Consider the following 21420-nt stretch of genomic DNA (forward strand, 5'->3'; position numbering starts at 1 on the left):
GCGGCCTCGACGCCCGCGTTGAGGGCGAGGAGATTGGTCTGGAACGCGATCTCGTCGATCACGCCGATGATGTTGCCGATCCGGGCCGAGGACTGCTCGATCTCGCCCATCGCCTCGACGGCGCGCGAGACGATCGCGCCGCCCTTCTCTGCGCTCTTCAACGCCGTGCCGGCGGTCTCCTGGGCCTGGACGGCGCGCTGCGCCGTCCCGTCGACGCCGCGCGTCACCTGGCCGAGCGCCGCGACGGTCTCCTCGAGGCTGGCCGCCTGCTGCTCGGTGCGGTGGGAGAGATCGCCCGCCGCCGCCGTGATCTGACCGAGCCCGATGCGGATCGATCCGACCGTGCCGACCACGCTGCCGATGGCCCCGTCCAGCGCGGTGACCGCCTGATTGAACCGGTGCCGAATCGGTTCGAACTCGGCGGCGACCGTCTCGTTCATGCGCACCGTCAGGTCCGCCGCCGCCAGCCGGTCGAGCGCCGCCTCGACCCCGTGCACGAAGACGCGCAGATCCTCGGACTTGGCGTTGTCGATCGCCGCCTGCCGGTCGCGGCTGGCCGCCTGCGCCTCGCGGGCCGCGGTGGTTTCCGCCTCCAGCCGTCGGCGCTCGACGAGGCCGTCCCGGAAGACGCCCATGGCGCTTGCGAGGTTGCCGATCTCCTCCTTGCGGTCGGCGAAGGGAATGTCGACCGAGGTGTCGCCGTCCGCCAGCCGGGCGACGACGCCGGTCATCCGGCGAAGCGGGCGGGCGAGGCTCGTGTAGAGGAAGAGCGCGGAGAGGAGCATGATGGCGATCGCCGTCAGGCCCATCGCGAGCCCGATCCGGCCGGCGCTTTCCACCGTGCGCTCCAGCTCCGCCTTGGCATTCGCGGTGAAGCGGCGGGCGTTGGCGAGCGCTTCGTCGATGGCGCCCTGCGTCTGCGCCGCCAGATCGCCCGCGGCGCCGGCCGCCGCCGGCGCGTCCACGCCGCCGGCAGACAGTGCGGCCCCGCGCGCCGCCGCGCTCGCCGCCAGATCGTCCGTGAGACGCCCGAGGTTGCGGTCGATCTCGACAAGGACGTCGGGGAGCTTGGCGAGGCGGATCGGCTCCTGAAGCGCGGCCCTCGCCGCATCGCTCACCGACTTCGTGTCCGAGACGATCGGCGCGAGATCGCCGGGCGCGCGAACTTCCGCGACCCGCGCACGCGCGATGGCCATGGCGGTCATCGCCGACTTGGCGGCGATGATGCCGTCGAGAATCACCCGCTCGTTGTCGGCGGACCGCGACGCCTCGCGGATGCTGATGCCGCTCATCGTCTGGTTGGCAACCATCGCGCCGACCACCGCGATGGCGAGGGCCGATGCGACGACGATCTTGGCGGTCGCTGTCGTGTTCTTGAAGAGTGTCATCTCGATGCACCCAAATGTTCGATGCAGGCTCGACGGTCCTGCGGTTTCATGATGGGTGGGAAACTGGCAGGGCTCCTGTAAAAAATGGTAAAACGCGTGGGCTTTTCGGTGTTTGGCCCAAATCGTTTCGAACGATGAAAGCAACAGGGCATATCCCGAGGTGGAGATGACGCAACCTGGCGTCATGAATATCGTCGGACGGCAGACGGTGGGGTCGTTCTGCTGCGGGAATACATCGATTGGATCGCGGCGGCGCGAGATAACGCGGCGATAGGGCGGGACAAGACTGCCGGCCGCTGAAATCGGTCGGTCCGCGCCAGATCGCGCACGTTGTCTGGAACCGGTCGAAAACGCGTGACCCGGCCGCATCACCCCGGTGCGAAAGCGGACCGCGTGATATCCGCCCGTCCGGCTGCGGACCCCGCAAACCCGGGACAGCGGGTTCGCAGCCCTCGTGGAACCCTCGATCCAATATGTTGACTCTGCAAGTCATGTTTTCGTAGCGCAGGAGAGTCGGCGGGCGCGAGGGGCGCCGGCCCAACCGTAGCGCGTGTGTCCATGGTCCGTTCGTATCCCGCCCGTTCCCGCTCGATCCGGCCGCTTCTCCAGGCGACCACCGGGCTTCTCGCCCTGTCCGGTGGCCCGGCGCTCGCACAGGAGATCGTCCTCGACACGGTGACGATCCAGACGGGGACCGAAGGCACGGCGTCGGACGGATCGCTGAGCGCGGCCGGCGGCGGGGTCGCGGGGGCTTCGGCGGACGGGTTCCGGACGGACGGATACGTCACGCAGGCGACGCGCTCGGCCACCAAGACCGACACGCCGCTGGTGCGGGTGCCGCAATCGGTGTCGGTGGTGACGGAGGAACAGCTCGACGACCGCAATCCGCAGACGCTCAGCGACGCCGTCGGCTACACGCCGGGCGTGCGGATCGGCGCCTACGGGCTCGACCCACGGTTCGACGCCTTCTTCATCCGCGGCCTGCCCGCGACCTATACCGGCATCTTCCGCGACGGGTTGCGCGAGTTCAACATCGGCTTTTCGACCTTCGACATCGAGCCTTACGGGCTCGAGGGCCTGTCGATCCTGAAGGGTCCGGCGGCCGGTCTCTACGGCTCGTCGAATGCCGGCGGCATCGTCGACCTGCGCTCCAAGCGCCCGACGCGGGCGGCCGCGCGCGAGGTGGAAGCGCAGGTCGGCTCGAACAGCCGCGTCCAGCTCAACATGGACGCGTCGGGGCCGCTCGGATCGTCCGAGACGGCCTTCTACCGCGTCACCGGCGTCGCGCGCGACGCGGACTCCGACTATCCCTTCGCCTCCGACGACCGGCTGATGGTGGCGCCGGCCTTCACCTGGACGCCCGACGCCGACACCTCGCTGACGATCCTCGGCGAACTCCAGCGCTCGCGCTCCGGCGGTACCTTCGCCTATGTCAACGACGGGACGCGCGTGACCGACGTCGCGGCGGGCGATCCGTCCTTCAACGACCTCGACCAGAATCAGGGCCGCCTCGGCTTCGAGCTGGAGCAGCGCCTCGGCGAGGCCGTCACCTTCCGCCAGAAGGCGCGCGTCCAGAGCCTCGACGTCTACGGCGAGTACGCCTACGCGATCGGCGGCCCGCAGAACGGGGTCGTCAACCGCGGCGCCGGCAATGTCGACCAGACGCTGAAGGGCGTCGTGTCCGACACGCAGCTGGAGGCGCGGTTCGACACGGGGCCGCTCGGCCATACGCTGCTCGGCGGCGTCGACGCGTCCTATGCCGAGTACACCAACCTCGAAGGCTACGGCGCGGCGCCCTCGCTCCTCTTCGCCGCCCCGCGCTACGACATGGCGATCGCGACGCCCGCCTACTCGGTCGCGGCCTCGCAGGACCAGTCGCAGGTCGGCCTCTACCTGCAAGACGAGATCGCCTACGACCGCTTCACCCTGACGCTCGGCGGGCGGCACGACTGGGTCTGGACGGACACCGCGTCGGGCACGCCGGACGCCCTCGCCGCCCAGCCGGAGCAGCGGGATACGGAGTTCTCCGGCCGCGTCGGCCTGTCCTATCTCTTCGACAGCGGCGTCGCTCCCTATGTCAGCTACGCCACCGCATTCGCGCCCAACATCGGCACGAACACGGCGGGCGAGGCCTTCGTGCCGACCACGGCCGAGCAGTGGGAAGCCGGCGTGAAGTACCAGATCCCCGGCTGGAACACGCTCCTGACGGCCGCCGTCTTCGACATCACGCAGGAGAACGGCGTCTTCTTCGACGTGAACCCGCTCACCGGCACCAACGAACAGGTGCAGCGCGGCGAGCTGCGCTCGCGCGGGGTGGAACTGGAGGCGACGGCCTCGCTCATGGCGGGTCTCAACGCCACGCTCGCCTACGCCTATACCGACCTCAAGATCGTCGAAGGCACGGCGGCCACCACCGGCAACACCCTGTCCTCGACGCCGCGCCACACGGTCTCGCTCTGGGCGGACTACACCGTGCAGTCAGGCGCGGCCGAAGGGCTCGGGTTCGGCGCGGGGCTGCGCTACCTGTCGTCGAGCTTCGGCGACGACGAGAACACGTTCCGCAACGACGCGCGCGTCTTCATCGACGCGACCGCGCATTACGACGTGCCCGCGGTCGAGGGTCTTCGCATCCAGGTGAACGCCACCAACCTCTTCGGCGAAGACGCGCAGATTTGCTCGTCCGGCTTCTGCTACAAGGAACCCGAGCGCAACGTCATCGGCTCGGTGCGCTACCGGTTCTGACGTCTCCCGCGACCATGGGCAGTCAGGCTCTCTCCGCGGGACTGCCACGATGCCGCACCGGCGGGCGATCTGCCCGCCGGATAGGCGTTTTCGACAGGATCGGGCGTCATACCCGTCATGATCGACAAAAAAGTATCGTCGTCGCGGAAAGCCGGAGGTAGCTAAGCATCCGTCGAAGGTCTTAACTCCAAGCTGCAGAGTGCGGGGAACACGCGCCTGCAACGGGAGATACGGCCGGGAGGAGACGGCATGCATCCAGACCTGGAACTCGTCCAGATCCGGCAGGGAGAGGCGTTCAAGGCCTGGACGCACGGCTATCCCTTCCACACAGTCCGCTGGCACTTCCACCCCGAGTACGAGATCCACCACGTCGTCGAGACGCGGGGCAACTACTTCGTCGGCGATTTCATCGGCGAGTTCGAGCCGGGCAACCTCGTCCTCACCGGGCCGAACCTCCCGCACAACTGGGTGAGCGACGTCGCACCGGATGCCGAGATCCCGCTGCGCTGCCGGATCGTCCAGTTCTCCGAGAGTTTCGTCGAGGAGACGACCCGCGCGCTGCCGGAGTTCGCGGCCGCCGGCCCGCTTCTCGCCTCCAGCCGGCGCGGCGTCCTGTTCTCGAACGATACCGCCGCAGCCGCCGGGCCGATCCTTGCCGACATGGTCGAGGCGAGCGGCTTTCGCCGCCTCTCGCTCTTCATGGCGCTGATGGACGTCCTGACGGCGGCCGAGGACGTGCGCCCGCTCACCAGCGCCGACTACCTGCCGGACCCGTCGGGCTTCATGAGCGGGGGCATCAACGAGGCGCTCGCCTTCATCAACCGGCACCTGACGGAGGAGTTCTCGGAGCGCGACCTTGCCGCGATCTCCGGGCGCAGCCCCTCGACCTTCAGCCGCGCCTTCCGGCGGCACACCGGCATGACGCTGGTCAGCTACGTCAACCGGCTGCGCATCAACCTCGCCTGCCAGCTCCTGACCAGCGACCCGCACCGCGCGATCACCGATATCTGCTTCGCCGCCGGCTACAACAACGTGTCGAACTTCAATCGCCAGTTCCTGCTGCAGAAGGGGATGACGCCGACGCGCTTCCGCAACCTGTCGCAGCGCAACCAGACCCTGTCCTACGCCGCCTGACTGGGCGCGGGACGAGCCGATCGGCGGGCGGGGCTCCGGCCCCGGTCCTGCCGCCACAGGGCCCTTCGCGCGTGCCCCGAACGCCGAACTCGAAGACCATCAAAACCCAAGGGAGACGATCATGACTGTTTTGATGCGCCACGGCGGCCTTGCCGTCCTCGCCCTCGGCCTCCTGGCCGGCACCGCTTCGGCCCGCGCGGCCGATGCCACCGTCGCCTTCCTGATGCCCGACCAAGGCTCGACGCGCTACGAGGAGCGCGACTTCCCCGGCTTCAAGAACGAGATGGCGAAGCTCTGCCCGGATTGCACCGTGGTCTACCAGAACGCCAACGGCGACGCCGCGCTCCAGCAGCAGCAGTTCAACTCGGTGATCGCGCAAGGGGCCACCGTCGTGGTGCTCGACCCTGTCGATTCCAGCGCCGCCGCCTCGCTGGTGCAGCAGGCGCAGTCCCAGGACGTCAAGGTCATCGCCTACGACCGCCCGATCCCGGCGACGCCCGCCGACTATTACGTCTCGTTCGACAACAAGGCGATCGGCCAGGCGATCGCCCAGTCGCTCGTCGACCACCTGAAGGCCAAGGGCGTGCCGGACGGCTCGGGCGTCCTGCAGATCAACGGCTCGCCGACGGACGCGGCAGCCGGCCTCATCCGCGACGGCATCGACGCCGCGCTGGACGCCTCGCCCTACAAGACGCTCGCCGAGTTCGACACGCCGGAATGGGCGCCGCCCGAGGCCCAGCAGTGGACGAGCGGCCAGATCACCCGCTACGGCGCCGACATCAAGGGCGTGGTCGCGGCTAACGACGGCACCGGCGGCGGCGCCATCGCGGCCTTCAAGGCGGCCGGCGTCGAGCCTGTCCCGCCGGTGACGGGCAACGACGCCACCACCGCGGCGCTCCAGCTGATCATCGCGGGCGACCAGTACAACACGATCTCCAAGCCCTCCGAGATCGTGGCCGCGGCCGCCGCCAACATCGCCTTCAAGTTCATCTCCGGCGAGAAGCCGGAGGCCAAGACGACGCTCTACAACACGCCGTCCGAGCTCTTCGTGCCGCTCGTCATCACCCGCGAGAACATCAAGGCCGAGATCTTCGACAAGAACATCACGCCGGCCTCCGCCGTCTGCACCGGTGACTACGCGGCCGGCTGCAAGGAGCTGGGCATCCAGTAAGCCTCGCGCGAGACCGCCGGTCGCCCCTCCTCAGGCGGCCGGTTTCCCGTTTCATTCCAAGGGAGGCCCGGCTCATGGCCGATCATGCCGACCGCTCGACGTCTCCCCGTTCGGGTCGAGGCGAGCCGGTCATCTCGCTGCGCAACGTATCCAAGAACTTCGGCGCCGTGTCCGCGCTGACCGACATCGAGCTCGACGTCTATCCCGGCGAGGTCGTGGCGCTCGTCGGCGACAACGGCGCCGGCAAGTCGACGCTGGTCAAAGTCCTGGCGGGCGTCCACCAGCCCTCGTCGGGCACGATCCGCTTCGACGGCAAGGAGGTCGCCCTGTCGAGCCCGTCGACGGCGCTCGATCTCGGCATCGCGACGGTGTTCCAGGACCTTGCCCTATGCGAAAACCTCGACGTCGTCGCCAACATCTATCTCGGGCGCGAGGATAACCCTTGGAAGCTCGACGAGGTCGCGATGGAGGTCCGGGCCTGGACGCTTCTGAACGAGCTCTCGGCGCGCATCCCGTCCGTGCGCGAGCCGGTCGCTTCCCTTTCGGGCGGCCAGCGCCAGACTGTCGCGATCGCCCGCTCACTGCTGCTCGAGCCCAAGCTCATCATGCTCGACGAGCCGACGGCGGCGCTCGGCGTCGCCCAGACCGCCGAGGTCCTCAACCTCATCGAGCGCGTGCGCGACCGCGGGCTCGGCGTCATCGTGATCTCGCACAACATGGACGACGTGCGCGCGGTGGCAGACCGCATCGTGGTGCTGCGCCTCGGTCGCAACAACGGCGTCTTCACGCCGGCCGATTCCCATCACGACCTGATCTCGGCCATCACCGGCGCGTCCGAGAACGCCGTGTCGCGCCGCGCCGAACGTCTGGCGGGCGCCGCCGAAGGGGGGCATCCATGAGCCTGAATCCTAATTCCGTCACCGGCCAGGCGCTCGACCGCGCGGATGCGCGCGTGCGTCAGGACGAGGGTCTCGGCGGCGCGCTGCGCGCCTTCGGCGACCGGGTGCGCTCGGGCGATCTCGGCATGATCCCGGTGGCGGTCGGCCTCGTCCTCATCGCCGTCGTGTTCACGACGCTGAACCCGGTCTTCCTTCGGCCGGGCAACGTGTCGAACCTCCTCTACGACTGCGCGACGACGGGCATCATCTCGCTCGGCATCGTCTGCGTGCTGCTACTCGGCGAGATCGACCTGTCGGTCGGCTCGATGTCGGGCCTCGCCTCGGCGATGCTCGGCGTCCTGTGGATCAACAACGGCTGGCCGCTCGTCGGCGCGGTCGCGGTGGCGCTCGGCTTCGGCGCCTTCGTCGGGGCGCTCTACGCCACGCTCTACAACCGCGTCGGCATGCCGTCCTTCGTGGCGACGCTGGCGGGTCTCCTCGCGCTGCTCGGGCTCCAGCTCTATCTCCTGGGCACGTCGGGCTCGATCAACCTGCCCTTCAACCTCGCCTTCGTGCGCTTCGGCCAGAACGCCTACATGCCCAACTGGCTGTCGGTCGTGCTCGCCCTCGTGCCGGGCGCGGTGGTGCTCTGGGGCGGGCTGAAGGCGCGGGCGCGGCGGCAGGCAGCGGGCCTCACCGGCACGGCGCTCAGCGTCATCGTCGCCAAGGCGCTGGTGCTGACCGTCGGCCTCGTCGCGGTGGTGCTGTATCTGGCGCAGGGGCGCGGCGTGCCGTGGATGTTCGGCATGTTCGTCGCCATGGTCGCGGCGATGGACTACGCCATCACCCGCACCAAGTGGGGCCGCTCGATGATGGCGGTCGGCGGCAACCGCGAAGCCGCCCGGCGCGCCGGCATCAACGTGCGCCGCATCTACATGAGCGCCTTCGTCCTCTGCTCGACGCTGGCGGCGCTCGGCGGCCTCCTGTCGGCCGCGCGCCTCGGCTCGGCCTCGCAGCAGGCGGGCACCGGCGACGTCAACCTCAACGCCATCGCGGCGGCCGTCATCGGCGGCACCTCGCTCTTCGGCGGGCGCGGCTCGGCTTACTCGGCGCTGCTCGGCATCATCGTGATCCAGGCGATCTCGAACGGGCTGACGCTCCTCAACCTCTCGTCGAGCCTTCGCTACATGATCCTCGGCGGCGTGCTCGCGCTGGCGGTGAGTGTCGATTCGCTCGCCAGCCGCTCGCGCGCCTCGCACGGCCGCGGCTGATGCGTCCCGCCCCGCCGCCCTGCGGCGGGGCCTCTTGTCCCCAAAACGTCGTCCATTCGGGAACCTCTTCCATGAACTTCGATCTTTCCGGCAAGGTCGCCGCCGTCACGGGCGGGGCGTCCGGCATCGGCCTCGAATGCGCCCGCACATTTCTCGCGGCCGGCGCCGAGGTCGTCCTCGTCGACCACGCGGCCGACCGTCTGGAAGCCGCCTGCGCGGGGCTCGGGGCCGGCGCCCACGCCGTTCGCATCGACCTCACCGACGGCGCCAGCGTCGACACGATGATGCCGCAGATCCTGGAAAAGGCCGGCCGCCTCGACATCTTCCACGCCAATGCCGGTGCCTATGTCGGCGGCGAGGTGATCGAGGGCGACCCGGACCGCTGGGACCGGATGCTGAACCTCAACATCAACGCCGCCTTCCGCTCGATCCACGCCGTCCTGCCGCACATGGCGGAGCGCGGCTCGGGCGACGTGATCGTCACAAGCTCGGTCGCCGGCCTCGTGCCCGTGGTCTGGGAGCCGGTCTACACGGCCTCGAAATTCGCCATCCAGGCCTTCGTCCACACGCTGCGCCGTCAGGTCATCAAGCACGGCATCCGCGTCGGCGCCGTCGCGCCGGGCCCGGTGATCACGCCGCTGATCGACGACTGGCCAGCCGCCAAGCTGGAAGAGGCGCGCGCCTCGAAGAGCCTGATGGAGGCCAGAGAGGTTGCGGAGGCCGTGCTCTTCATGGTCACACGGCCGCAAGGGGTCGTGATCCGCGACCTCGTGATCCTGCCCCACGGCGTCGACCTCTAGCGCGAAGGCCCCTCCCATGAGCGCCAACGATCTCTTCCTCGGCATCGATGTCGGAACCGGCAGCGCGCGTGCCGGGCTGTTCGACGAGGCCGGTCGCCTCGTCGCCACCGCCAAGCGCCCGATCCGGATGTGGCGCGAGCCCGGCGAGATCGTGGAGCAGTCCTCCGCCGACATCTGGCGCGCGATCTGCGAGAGCGTGCGCGAGGCGCTGGGGGCGGCCGGCGGCGATCCGGCGCGCGTGCGCGGCATCGGCTTCGACGCCACCTGCTCGCTGGTGGCGGTCGGCCCCGGCGGCGGGCCGCTCGCCGTCGGTCCCTCGAACGATCCAGAGCGCGACATCGTCGTCTGGATGGACCACCGGGCGCTCGTGCAGACCGAGCGGATCAACGCCACCGGCCACGCGGTGCTCGCCTATGTCGGCGGGCGCATCTCGCCCGAGATGGAGACGCCGAAGCTCCTCTGGCTGAAGGAGAACAAGCCGGACACCTTCCACGGGGCAGAGCACTTCTTCGACCTCGCCGACTACCTCACATGGCGCGCGACGGGTTCTGCCGCGCGTTCGGTCTGCACCATCACCTGCAAGTGGACCTATCTCGCGCACGAGCGGCGCTGGGACGAGGACTACTTCCGCACGATCGGCCTCGGCGAGTTCGCCGACGAGGGCTTTCGGCGTATCGGTCAGGAGGTTCTCGACATCGGCGAGCCGGTGGGCGCCGGCCTGACGGCCGAGGCCGCCGCCGACCTCGGGCTAACGCCGGGCACGCCGGTTGGCGCCGCCTTGATCGACGCCCATGCCGGCGGCGTCGGTACGGTGTCGGGCGTCGGACGCGACCTCGCGCTGATCATGGGAACGTCGGCCTGCGCCATGGCGGTGACGCGCGAGGCGACCTTCGTGGAAGGCGTCTGGGGCCCCTATTTCGGCGCGATGCTGCCGGGCGCGTGGCTTCTGGAAGGCGGCCAGTCCGGCTATGGCGCGGCGCTCGACCACCTCGTCGGCTCGCATCCGGGCTTTGCCGCCGCGCGCGAGGCCGCCGAGCGCGAGGGGCGGGGCGTCCTCGACCATCTCGAGGCGCGCGCCGTCGCGCTCGCCGGCTCGGTGGAAGCGGCGGCTCGGCTGGGGGCCACCCTCCACGTCGTGCCCAACCATCTCGGCAACCGCTCGCCGCACGCCGATCCGCACGCGACCGGCACGGTCAGCGGCCTGACGCTCGCCGCCGACGAGGACGCGATCGTGCGCCTCTTCGTCGCCGCGCTCTGTGGCCTCTGCTACGGCACGCGCGACATCGTCGAGGCGATGCGGGCGAAGGGCGTGCCGCTGGAGCGGATCGTGGTCTCGGGCGGCGCCTCGCGCTCGCCCCTTCTGCGGCGCATCCTGGCGGACGCGACGGGCACGACGGTGGTGCTGCCGGAGACCGCCGAGCCGGTGCTCCTCGGCAGCGCGATGCTCGGCGTCGTCGCAAGCGGCGCGGCGCCGAATCTGGCCGAGGCGGCGACGCTGATGTGCCGGGCCGGCGAGACGATCGAGCCCACCGGCGGTGCGATCGCAGCCTTCCACGACACGAAGTTCCGGGCCTACCGCACCCTGCAGGCCGCCGAGCGGCGGGTGCGCGAGGTGATGGGAACGGTCTAGGCCGACGCAGCCACGCCGGGTCGCCGCCGCGTCAGGCGCGCGGTTCGCCGTCGCCGGCCGGCGGGGCGTCCGGCGCGTCCGTCTCGTCGTCGTAGTCGAAGACGTCGGACAGGGCGAGGATGCGCGCGGTCATCGCCCGAAGCTCGCCAGTGATGCGGGCGTGCAGCGTCGCGGCGATCTCGGGATATTCCTGCAGCATCCGGCGAAACAGCGGGCGCGAGATGCGGATGAAGTCGCAGTCGGTGGCGGTGACCGCCGTCACCGGCCGGCGCGTGTCGGCCATGAGGGCCATCTCGCCGAGGAGCGATCCCGGACCAGCCGTCTCGACGACGCGCCGCGCGTCGCCTTCGCCTTCCACGAGGTTGACCGTGCCCGAGGCCACGATGAAGCCCGCGTCGGCGCGCGCTTCGGCCCGGAACAGGATCTCGCCCGAGCGCAGGTGCCGATGCTCGGCGCCGAAGGCCAGAAGCCGCAGCTGGTCGCGCGTCAGGTCCTGGAACAGGGAGACGCCGCCGAGAAGCTCCATGTCGCTTTCCAGGCTCATGCCGACCGAAACACCCTTCACGCCCCCTGCCGGGCGCGGGGCGCCCGCTTCGGACATCGCAGGAAATCGCCGCCGCGTGAAGCCCAAAGCGGGACGAAGCCGCCGCCGCGCGGCCCCTTCGCCCCGCGGCGTTTCCAGCCGGCCACACAACCGGCGGTTCGGATCAGGGCATCAGCTTGTAGCCGCCCGACTCCGTCACGATCAGCCGGGCGTTCGAGGGCTCGGGCTCGATCTTCTGGCGCAGGCGATAGACGTGGGTTTCGAGCGTGTGGGTGGTGACGCCCGAATTGTAGCCCCACACCTCCTCCAGGAGCACGTCGCGCGTCACGACGCGCCGGTCGGCCCGGTAGAGGTAGCGGATGATCGCGGTTTCCTTCTCGGTCAGGCGGATCTTGCCGCCCTTCTCGTCGAGGAGGACCTTCTGGCTCGGCTTGAAGACGTAGGGGCCGACCTGGAAGGTCGCGTCCTCGGACTGCTCGTGCTGGCGCAGCTGGGCGCGGATGCGCGCGAGCAGCACCGCGAAGCGGAAGGGCTTGGCGACATAGTCGTTGGCGCCCGATTCGAGGCCGAGGATCGTGTCGGCATCGCCGTCCTGCGCCGTCAGGATGATGACGGGCGCCTTGAAGCCGCCCTTGCGCAGCGTCTTCACCGCCTCGCGGCCGTCCATGTCCGGCAGGCCGACGTCCATGATCACGAGGTCGATCAGGTTGGCGCGCGCGGTCTGGATGCCCTTGGTGGCGTTCGCCTCCTGGAGCACCTGGAACTCCTCGTGGAGGGCGAGCTGATCCACCAGTGTCGTGCGAAGATCGTCGTCGTCATCGACAATGAGAATGCTACGTACGCTCATCCAGGGTCCTTCGTTTCTCAAGATCCGGTCGGGCGACTGATTCGCGCCCGGCTTTGTAATAATTTGTGAGCGCCATGCGGCTTTTTCCACCCCCTCGGCCAAGGAAACCCCGTTCGGGCCCGCTTTTGACCGTCCGCGCCTCGCCGCTCGACCCGCGGCGGGGCGTGCTTGCGGCGGGCCCGCTGCGTATGCCCTGCGCCCTCGGCCGCTCCGGCATCACCGCCTTCAAGCGCGAGGGCGACGGGGCGACGCCGCTCGCCGAGATGACGGTCGTCGCGGCCTTCGTGCGGAGCGGGCGGCGTGGGGACCCCCTCCAGCTGCCCGGCCTTCCGCTCCGCCGCGCGCGGGTCGAGGATGGCTGGTGCGACGAGCCTCGCCACGCCGCCTACAACCGCCCGGTGCGCCTGCCGCTGGCGGCGAGCGCCGAGACGCTGCAGCGCGAGGACGCGCTCTACGATGTCGTCGTGGTGCTCGACTGGAACCTCCGCTCGCGCGCACGCGGGCGCGGCAGCGCGATCTTCTTCCACATCGCGCGGCCGGGCTTCCGCCCGACCGAGGGGTGCGTCGCGGTCACGCGCCGGGACATGGGGCGGCTCGCCCCGTTCCTGCGGCCCGGCGCGCGGATGGCGGTGCGACGATAGGATCCGCGCCGCGGGGGAACCGGCAGGCCCCCTCGCGCGTCCAAGGTTCTGGTCCATCCTTTTCGTTCCGACCGAGGCCTGCCGTCATGAAACGTAGCGAGATCCAGTCCGAGCCCACGGTCGAACCCTATGACGAGCCGACGGGCGGCTGGGGCTCGGTCAAGTCGCTCGCCAAGAAGAGCCTCGCCGAGGGGCTGGCGATCTCGACCATCTGGAACACGCTCTACAAGCAGAACAAGCCGGACGGCTTCGCCTGCGTCTCGTGCTCCTGGGCGAAACCCGCCGACGCCAACACGTTCGAGTTCTGCGAGAACGGCGCCAAGGCGACGATCTGGGAACAGACCAAGCGGCGCACCAATCGCGACTTCTTCGCCCGCCACAAGGTGTCCGAACTCCTCGACTGGCCGGACTACGACCTCGAGAAGAACGGCCGCCTGACGACGCCGATGCGCTACGACGCCTCGCTCGACCAGTATGTGCCGGTGTCGTGGGAGAGCGCCTTCGCCGAGATCGGCCGCGAACTGCAGGCGCTCGACCCGAAGTCGGTGATCTTCTACGCCTCGGGCCGCGCTTCGCTCGAGACGAGCTACATGTACCAGCTCTTTGCGCGGGTCTACGGATCGCAGAACCTGCCCGACTCGTCCAACATGTGTCACGAATCGACCTCGGTCGGCCTGCCGCTGTCGATCGGCCAGCCCGTCGGCACCATCGTCTACGAAGACTTCGAGCATTCCGACATGATGCTCTTCTTCGGCCACAACACCGGCACCAACGCGCCGCGCCTTCTCCATCCGCTGCAGGAGGCGCGAAAGCGCGGCGTGCCCGTCTTCACCTTCAATCCGGTGGAGGAGCGCGGGCAGATGCGCTTCAAGAACCCGCAGTCGCCCGTCGAGATGCTCTCGCCCGGCGCTGGCACCAAGATGTCGAGCGAGTATTTCCAGCTGAAGTGCGGCGGCGACATCGCCGCCATCACCGGCATCGCCAAGACCGTCCTCCAGCTCGACGACGAGGCGAAGGAGAAGGGCGCCCCCCGCGTCCTCGACGTCGCCTTCATCGAGGAGCATGGCCACGGCTTCGAGGAGTTCGAGCGCTTCGTGCGCGATTCGACCTGGGAGGAGATCGAGCGCTGCTCCGGCCTCGCCCGGGCCGAGCTCGAGGAGGTCGGCCGCACCTACGCCCGCTCCAACGCCGTCATGGCGCACTACGGCATGGGCCTCACCCAGCATCGCCACGGCGTCGCCAACGTGCGCATGGTGGTGAACCTCCTTCTCATGCGCGGCAATATCGGCAAGCGGGGCGCCGGCATCTCGCCGATCCGCGGCCATTCCAACGTGCAGGGCCAGCGCACGGTCGGCATCACCGAGAAGCCCGAGCTCGCTCCGCTCGACAAGTTCAAGGAGTTCTACGACTTCGAGCCGCCGCGCGAGAAGGGCATGGCGACGGTGGAAGCGTGCCAGGGCATCATCGACGGCTCGGTGAAGGCCTTCATCGGGCTCGGCGGCAACTTCTCGCGCGCGGTGCCCGAGACCGAGGCGATCGAGAAGGCATGGCGGAACCTGCGCCTCCACGTCCAGATCTCGACCAAGCTCAACCGCAACCACCTCCTGCCGGGCGCGGTCACCTACATCCTGCCCTGCCTCGGCCGCATCGAGCGCGACCGGCAGGCGACCGGCGACCAGACCGTCTCGGTCGAGGATTCGACCGCCTGCATCCACGGCTCGAAGGGCTGGCGCCCGCCGGCCTCCCCCGAACTCCTGTCCGAGCCGAAGATCGTCGCGGAGATGGCGAAAGCGACCGTGCCGGGCAAGTCCAGCATCCCGTGGGACGCGTGGGTCGGCAACTACGCGCTGGTGCGCGACGAGATCGAGCGCGCCTATCCGCAATATTTCAAGGACTTCAACAAGCGCTTCCTGCAGCCGGGCGGCTTCCACCGCGACCTGCCCGCCTGCCGGCGCGAATGGAAGACCGAGAACGGCAAGGCCAACTTCCACGTGCCCGAGGACGGGTTCGACACCAATCCCGACATCGACACGCGCGGGCCGGACGTCTTCACGCTGATGACGCTGCGCTCCAACGACCAGTTCAACACAACGGTCTACGGCTACGACGACCGCCTGCGCGGCATCTCGGGCTCGCGGATGATCCTCCTGATGAACGCCGACGACATGGCGCGCCTCGGGCTGAAGGACCAGGACTTCGTGGATGTCGAAACCCATGCCGACGACGGCGTGGAGCGCCGCGTCGAGGGCCTGCGGGTGCACGCCTTCAAGCTGCCGAAGGGCGATGTCGGCGGCTACTATCCCGAGCTCAACCGCCTGATCCCGCTGTGGCACCACGCCAAGGACAGCCATGTGCCGGCGGCAAAATCCGTGCCGATCCGCGTGACCAAGGCGCGCGTCGCGGCGGTCGCGGCCGAATAGCCGAGCCGGCGGCGCGGCTGTCCCGCTGGGGTCAGTCGCGCCAGGGCAGGGCGCCCGGCGCGCCGCGCCCGAGCCGGTCGGCGAGGACGGCGAGGGCCGCGACGAGGAGCGTCGCGAGGACGGAGAGCGCCGCCGCCTCGCCCGAATTGCCCTCGTATTGCAGTGAGAAGACCATGACGCCGACGGTCTGCGTTCCCGCGGACCACAGGAGCGCCGAGACGGTCAGTTCGTTGAAGGCGGTGAGCGCGGCCAGCAGCATGCCGGCCGCCGCCGCCCGGCCCGCGAGCGGCAGGGCAAGGAACGCCATGCGCCTCCGGAGGCCGACGCCCGAGACGCGCGCAGCGTCGTCGAGGGCGGGGTCGAGGCTCGCGAAGGAGGCTGCGACCGGCGCCGTCACCAGCGGCAGGAACCGCGCGAGATAGGCGAGCGCCAGGATCCAGGGCGTTGCGTAGAGCGAGACGCCGATGCCGGGCAGCGGCGGCAGGAACACCAGTATGAAGGCGAGCGCGAGGACGGTGCCCGGCACCACGAAGGGCGCGTCCGCCACGATCGCCGCCGCGCGCGCGACGGGATTTCGCCGCACCGTCGCGAGATAGGCGAGGGGCACGGCAAGGGCGCCGGCGACCGCCGCCATGCCGAGCGACAGTGCCAGCGAGTTGAAGAGGGCGCGCCGGATCGCCTCGCTCGCCAGCACCGAGCGGAACTGCGCGAGCGTCGCGGTCTCCGGCGTCAGGGCGACGCCGAGCGCGGGCGTCAGCGCGCCGGCCACCAGCGCCAGCATCGGCAGGACGGCGACCACCGCGACGCCCGACCAGACCAGCGCCGGCGCCAGGCCGTGCGGACCGGTCCCCGAAATAGCGGCGGCTTGGCCGCCGACGCGCTCGACCGGCACGGCGAGCGCGCGCAAGGCGAGGCTGCGCAGCGCCAGCGCCCCGAGGGACAGCGCGACCAGCACCAGCGCGATCACCGCCACCTGCGGCAGGACCGAGGTGCCGAAACCGTTGAGCCGCTGGTAGGCGAGGGTGGTGAGCATGGGGAAGCGGCCGGGAATGCCGAGCAGCGCCGGGATGCCGAAATTGCCGACGCAGGCCGCAAACGCCAGCGCCGCGCTGCCGGCGATCGCGGGCACGAGCAGCGGCAGGACGATGCGACGAAGGATGCGTCCGCGCGGCACGCCGGCGATGCGCGCGGCATCGACGAGATCGCCCGGCACCAGCGCCAGCCCCGCCCGCACGGCCAGGAACACGAGCGGCATCGCCTCGATGCCCAGCAGCAGCGCGACGCCGGGGCCGGAGTAGAGGATGCGGCCCGCCTGCGGCAGCACGAGGCCGGTGAGTTCGATCCAGGCCAGCGCCATGATCTGCGAGGGGACGAGGAGCGGTGACAGAAGGAGGAAGGTCGGAAGGGCCCGGCGGCGGGCGGGTATGCACGCGAGAAGGAGCGCAAGGCCCGCGCCAAGCGTCACCGCGATCGCCGTCGCACCGAGCGAAGCGGCGAGCGTGTTCCAGAAGGCGCGGTGGATCGCCCGCGAGGCCCAGGCCTCAACGAGGTTGCCGAAGGCCGCGCCGTCGTCGCCCGGCAGAAAGCCGAGCGACAGGAGGCGCAGGAGCGGCCACGTGCCGATCAGCGCGACGACGAGGAGGAGCGCGGCGGCAAGCACCGTCTCCGGCCGCAGCGCCGCGCGGGCAAGGGGCCTGCGCGCCGGTGCGGGGGCCTCGAGGCTCGCGCTCGCGTCAGCCACCGAAGAGGTCGGAGAAGCGCGCCTTGAGGTCGGCCTCGTCCTCGACCAGCTTGGCGGAATCGGTCGCCAGCACGCGCAGCGTCTTCGGATCGGGATAGCCGGCGGGCGGCGCCATGCCCTCGATCACCGGGAAGTAGCCCTGCGCCACCGACTGCTCCTGCGCGGCGCGGCCGAGCTGCCAGTCGACGAAGGCCTTGGCGGCGTCCGGATTGTCGGTCCCCTTCAGGATCGCGACCGGCTGGGTGATGGTCGAGACGCCCTCCGACGGGAAGACGAAGGCGACCGGCGAGCCCTTGGCCTTGGCGTTCATCGCCATGTAGTCGACGATCATGCCGTAACTCTTCTCGCCGCGCGCGACGGCTTCGAGCACCGTGCCGTTGCCCTGTCCGGCCACCGCGCCCCCATCGGCGAGCGCCTCGTAGTAGTCCCAGCCGAAGGCCGGCGCCTGCGTCATCGTGCCGACATGGACCACCGCCGCGCCGGAATAGAGCGGGCTCGGCATGATCAGCTGGCTCGCCGCGTCCTCGGCCTTCAGGTCGTTCCACGAGGTCGGCGCGGTCTTCACCTTGTCGGTGTTGTAGACGATGCCGGTGGTGAGAAGCTTGGTGCCGAAATAGGTATGGTCGGGATCGACGAGATTGGCCGGGATGCCCTCGACCGGCGCCTCGGCGTAGGGCAGGAGGCGGTCGGCCTCCTTGAGCTGCGTCATCGCCACCGTGTCGGCGATCAGGACGACGTCGGCGGGCGAGCCGCCGGCCGCGAACTCGGCCTGGAGCTTGGCCATCAGTTCGGTGGTGCCGGCGCGGAAGATCTCGACGGTGACGCCGGGATTGTCCTTGCGGAACGCCTCGACCACGGCGGTCATCTGGTCGTTCGGCTGCGAGGTGTAGAGCGTGATCGCGCCGGACGCGTCGGCGGCGAGCGCGGAGCCCGACAGGAGGATGCCGGCGAGGGCGGCGAGACTGGCGGAAAGGCGGCGCGTCATGGGCTGGATCCTTCGAGAAATGGTCGGGAGATGGCCCCCGCTAGCGCCCCAACATGACAGGGGCGTGAAATCGTCCGGTCGGCTTACGGCTGGCGTGCGATGACCCACCCGTCGGCCACACGGAGACCGACGGGTGTGCCGGGCGCCAGCGAGACCGGTCCGTGCACCTCGACCGGGACGCCGTCGCCGCCGATCGCGACATCGTGACAATAGGCGCCGCCCTCGAACCGCGAGGTCCGCACCGTGCCCGGCAGCGCATCCTCCGGCGATCCGGCCTCCGACAGGGCGAGGCCTTGGCGGCGCACGCAGAGCCAGCCGGGGCCGGCGGGCGCATCGCCCGGCACCGAAAGGCGCACCGGGCCGAGCGCCACCTCCACGCCGGTGCCTGCGCGGCCGAGGACGTCGACCGGCAGGAGGCGTCCGTCGCCCACGAAGCGTGCCACCGCGGGCGAGGCCGGCCGGCGCCACAGTTCCTCGGGCGCGGCGCATTGCTGCAGTCGCCCGCCCTCCAGTACCGCGATCGTCGTGGCGAGCGCCAGCGCTTCCGCCTGATCGTGGGTGACGAAGACGAAGGTGGTGCGCGTTTCGGCGTGCAGGCGGCGGAACTCCGTGGCGAGCCCGGTGCGCAGCGCCGGGTCGAGATTGGCGAGCGGCTCGTCGAGGAGGAGGAGCTTCGGGCGCAGCGCGAGGCTGCGGGCGAGCGCGACGCGCTGCCGCTGGCCGCCGGACAGCTGGTGCGGCCGGGCGGCGGCCCGCGTCTGGAGGCCGACCAGCGCCAGCGCCTCGTCCGTGCGCGCGGCGATCTCGGCGGCCGAAAGGCCCTTGCCGTGGAGCGCGAAGGACACGTTGCCGGCAACGCTCATGTGCGGCCACAGCGCGTAGGACTGGAACACCATGCCGAGGCCGCGCTCTTCGGGTTCGACGAAAGTGCCGGGCCCAGCCACCATGCGATCGCCGATCGTGATCGTGCCGGCGTCCGGCCGCTCAAGGCCCGCCAGAAGCCGCAGCACCGTGGTCTTGCCGCAGCCGGACGGACCGAGAAGCGCGAGGAACGCGCCGTCCGCGACCTCGAGCCGCAGGCCGTCTACCGCCCGCGCGCCGCCGAAGCTCTTGGTCAGCCCGTCCAGCCGAAATCCCACCATGCCGCGTTCCTTTCGAAAGTCCGGCGCTTTAGGCAGGCTCCATGACGGTGGGATGACGCGGCTCCAGGCTGAAGGCGGCGCGGAAGCGCCAGAGCGCCAGCTCGTCGTCGCCCTCCGGCCACGCCTCGAGGCCGATCACGCCGCGATAGTCCATGGCATCCAGCGCGCGGGCGATTGCGGGATAGTTGATCTCGCCCGTGCCCGGCTCGTGCCGGCCGGGCACGTCGGCCACCTGGATCTCGCCGATCATCGGCAGCGCCCGGCGGCAGAGCTCGATCAGGTTCCCCTCGCCGATCTGCGCATGGTAGAGATCGAGATTGAGGCGCAGGCCCGGCCGGTTCACCGCCTCGACCAGCGCGATCGTGTCCGCGGCCCTGGCGAACGGCACCTTCGGGTGGTCGACCGCCTCGTTGAGGTTTTCGAGGACGAAGGTGACGCCTTCGCGCTCGCCGAGGTCGGCGATCCGGCGCAGCGTGTCGACCGCCTCCATCCACATCGGGCCGGTCACCGTCTCGGCCGGCACCACGGCCTGCCCCTTGCCGTCGAGGCCGGTGCCGTGAAGGTTGAGCCGCGGGCAGCCGATCTCCTTGGCGACCGGGATCGACTGCGCGGCGGTGCGCAGGAGCTCGTCGGCGCCCTCGCGGTCGGCGAGCCGGCCGGTGACATAGCCCGTCATCGACGAGAAGCGCGCGCCCGAGGCGGCGAGCGCCTTGATGTCGTGCTTCGTCCAGTCCCAGATCTCGACCAGGAAGCCGGCGGCGGAGAGGCGCGCGAGGCGCTCGGCCACCGGCAGCGCGGCGAACACGGTCTCGGCGCAGACGGCCAGCTGGAACGGCGTGGTCGATGTCGAACTCATGGATCCTCCCCAGGAACGCATCGAGCTTTACGGGGGAAGGTGCGCTGCGTCGAGCGTCAGGCTCTCGTCTTCCAGCGCCAGACCGTGGTTCGCTTGACCTCGGCATCCTCCAGCGCGCGCGTCACCGGCACCTCGTAGACGGCCAGCCGCTCGACGCGCGCCGCCGGCAGGTAGGCGCGGCCGGGATCGCCGACCAGAACCTCGACGCCCCCGGCGGCCAGCGCGTCGAACCACGGCGCGAGCCGCGCGGCGAACCCCTGGTCGTAGAAGACGTCGCCGGCGAGAAGCACGTCCGCCTCGACCGGCCGGCCGATCCGGTCCTCGCTTGCGATCGCGAGCGTGACGCCGTTGAGCGCCGCATTGAGCTCGGCGGCTTCTCGCGCGAACGGGTCGATGTCGAGCGCCAGCACGCGGGCCGCGCCCGCCTGTGCCGCCGCGATCGCGACGAGGCCGGAGCCGGAGGCGAGATCCAAGACGCGGTGCCTGGCGACGCAGGCGGGATGGTCGAGCACGTAGCGCGCCAGCCCCTGTCCGCCGGCCCAGGCAAAGGCCCAGAACGGCGGTGGCAGGCCGATCGCCTCCAGCTCCTCTTCGGTCTTCAGCCAGAGATCGTGCGCCTCGTCGGCAAGATGGAGGACGATCTCCGGAACATGCGGCGGCCGGAGCGGAGCGGTGTTGGCGCGGATGAAGGCGCGGCGGCGGGACCGATCGTCCATTACGCGAGCGCACAATCGGTGGAAGCGATTGGCATAACCAAGGGTTGCAATGACGATAGCAGCACAGGAACACGCGTCATGCTCAAAGGTGGCCTTCTCTGGCTGATCGGCATTCCGATCCCGCTCATCCTCATCCTCTGGTTCTTCGGCTTTCTGAGCTAAAGGCAGATCTCCACGTCATCATGCAATGAAAAAGGCCGCGCCTCTCAGCAAGGCGCGGCCTTCGGAAGTCTTGAGGGCTTTCCGGATCAGGCGTCCTTCAGGCGCTTGCTCTTGGCCTGCAGCTCGTCGATCAGCTTCGACGCGTCGCCCTTGGTCAGCGTGTCGTCGAACGGATGGTCCGTCTCCTCGCACAGGGTCTTGAGATAAGATCCCTGCGCGCCCGTCATCGGCTCGTCGCCGGTGGTCCAGTCGTCCGGGTCCTTCACCGTGTTGGAATTGGCGGCGTCCGCCTTGGGATTGGCTTCGGTCATCAAACGCTCCGCGTGTCTACTGTTCGCGAAACGTTCCGGCC

At 70.0% G+C, this 21420-nt stretch carries 18 protein-coding genes; 9 read left to right on the forward strand and 9 right to left on the reverse strand.

Going from position 1 to position 21420, the window contains the following annotated elements:
- Positions 1-1388, reverse strand: a 1388-nt coding sequence (locus QZ753_RS07255) for a methyl-accepting chemotaxis protein (RefSeq protein WP_294642335.1), incomplete at its 3' end; no start/stop codon positions are given.
- A 558-nt stretch (positions 1389-1946) separates the two neighbouring features.
- Here QZ753_RS07255 and QZ753_RS07260 point away from each other — a divergent pair.
- The 7 genes from QZ753_RS07260 to QZ753_RS07290 all read left to right on the forward strand — a co-directional run bounded on the left by QZ753_RS07260 (position 1947) and on the right by QZ753_RS07290 (position 11014).
- Positions 1947-4130: a TonB-dependent siderophore receptor gene (locus tag QZ753_RS07260; RefSeq protein WP_294642338.1), complete on the forward strand. Its 2184-nt coding sequence runs from the start codon at positions 1947-1949 to the stop codon at positions 4128-4130.
- 249 nt (positions 4131-4379) lie between these two features.
- Positions 4380-5264, forward strand: a complete 885-nt coding sequence (locus QZ753_RS07265) for an AraC family transcriptional regulator (protein WP_294642340.1) — start codon at positions 4380-4382, stop codon at positions 5262-5264.
- A gap of 121 nt (positions 5265-5385) precedes the next feature.
- Positions 5386-6435, forward strand: a complete 1050-nt coding sequence (locus tag QZ753_RS07270) for a sugar ABC transporter substrate-binding protein (RefSeq protein WP_294642342.1) — start codon at positions 5386-5388, stop codon at positions 6433-6435.
- A gap of 74 nt (positions 6436-6509) precedes the next feature.
- A complete protein-coding gene (locus QZ753_RS07275; RefSeq protein WP_294642344.1) occupies positions 6510-7334 on the forward strand; it encodes an ATP-binding cassette domain-containing protein in 825 nt (274 codons plus the stop codon).
- Entirely contained in the window at positions 7331-8584 is a 1254-nt protein-coding gene (locus QZ753_RS07280; RefSeq protein WP_294642345.1) for a sugar ABC transporter permease, read from the forward strand. The genes QZ753_RS07275 and QZ753_RS07280 overlap by 4 nt, the downstream gene beginning before the upstream one ends.
- Positions 8585-8655: 71 nt before the next feature.
- Entirely contained in the window at positions 8656-9384 is a 729-nt protein-coding gene (locus tag QZ753_RS07285) for an SDR family oxidoreductase (RefSeq protein WP_294642347.1), read from the forward strand.
- Positions 9385-9400: 16 nt separating this feature from the next.
- Positions 9401-11014, forward strand: coding sequence for an FGGY-family carbohydrate kinase (locus QZ753_RS07290; RefSeq protein WP_294642349.1), 1614 nt, complete (start codon positions 9401-9403; stop codon positions 11012-11014).
- Between the two features lie 31 nt (positions 11015-11045).
- Here the strand turns inward: QZ753_RS07290 and QZ753_RS07295 are convergent, their stop codons facing one another.
- Together QZ753_RS07295 and QZ753_RS07300 are read right to left on the reverse strand one after the other, a co-directional pair.
- The gene (locus QZ753_RS07295) at positions 11046-11615 is read right to left on the reverse strand and encodes a cyclic nucleotide-binding domain-containing protein (protein ID WP_294642351.1); all 570 of its coding nucleotides are present in this window, start codon (positions 11613-11615) and stop codon (positions 11046-11048) included.
- Positions 11616-11721: 106 nt separating this feature from the next.
- Positions 11722-12405 (reverse strand): response regulator transcription factor, encoded by a 684-nt coding sequence (locus QZ753_RS07300; protein ID WP_055892020.1) that lies wholly within the window; start codon positions 12403-12405, stop codon positions 11722-11724.
- A 74-nt stretch (positions 12406-12479) separates the two neighbouring features.
- On the opposite strand from QZ753_RS07300, the gene QZ753_RS07305 reads away from it, so the two are divergent.
- Positions 12480-13046 (forward strand): L,D-transpeptidase family protein, encoded by a 567-nt coding sequence (locus QZ753_RS07305; protein ID WP_294642352.1) that lies wholly within the window; start codon positions 12480-12482, stop codon positions 13044-13046.
- A gap of 86 nt (positions 13047-13132) precedes the next feature.
- Positions 13133-15466, forward strand: coding sequence for an FdhF/YdeP family oxidoreductase (locus QZ753_RS07310; RefSeq protein ID WP_294642355.1), 2334 nt, complete (start codon positions 13133-13135; stop codon positions 15464-15466).
- Between the two features lie 31 nt (positions 15467-15497).
- Here the strand turns inward: QZ753_RS07310 and QZ753_RS07315 are convergent, their stop codons facing one another.
- The 6 genes from QZ753_RS07315 to QZ753_RS07340 form a co-directional block, all read right to left on the reverse strand.
- Positions 15498-17207, reverse strand: a complete 1710-nt coding sequence (locus tag QZ753_RS07315; protein ID WP_294642357.1) for an iron ABC transporter permease — start codon at positions 17205-17207, stop codon at positions 15498-15500.
- On the reverse strand, positions 17200-18192 hold the full coding sequence (locus tag QZ753_RS07320) for an ABC transporter substrate-binding protein (protein ID WP_294642358.1): 993 nt from the start codon (positions 18190-18192) through the stop codon (positions 17200-17202). The genes QZ753_RS07315 and QZ753_RS07320 overlap by 8 nt, the downstream gene beginning before the upstream one ends.
- A gap of 83 nt (positions 18193-18275) precedes the next feature.
- Positions 18276-19334, reverse strand: a complete 1059-nt coding sequence (locus QZ753_RS07325) for an ABC transporter ATP-binding protein (RefSeq protein WP_294642361.1) — start codon at positions 19332-19334, stop codon at positions 18276-18278.
- A 28-nt stretch (positions 19335-19362) separates the two neighbouring features.
- Positions 19363-20190 (reverse strand): TIM barrel protein, encoded by an 828-nt coding sequence (locus QZ753_RS07330; RefSeq protein ID WP_294642362.1) that lies wholly within the window; start codon positions 20188-20190, stop codon positions 19363-19365.
- A gap of 56 nt (positions 20191-20246) precedes the next feature.
- Positions 20247-20906 (reverse strand): methyltransferase, encoded by a 660-nt coding sequence (locus tag QZ753_RS07335; RefSeq protein ID WP_294642363.1) that lies wholly within the window; start codon positions 20904-20906, stop codon positions 20247-20249.
- 248 nt (positions 20907-21154) lie between these two features.
- Entirely contained in the window at positions 21155-21379 is a 225-nt protein-coding gene (locus tag QZ753_RS07340) for a DUF3072 domain-containing protein (RefSeq protein ID WP_055892043.1), read from the reverse strand.
- Between the last annotated feature and the right edge of the window lie 41 nt (positions 21380-21420).

The organism is uncultured Aureimonas sp., from assembly GCF_913775355.1.
Taxonomy (GTDB): domain Bacteria; phylum Pseudomonadota; class Alphaproteobacteria; order Rhizobiales; family Rhizobiaceae; genus Aureimonas.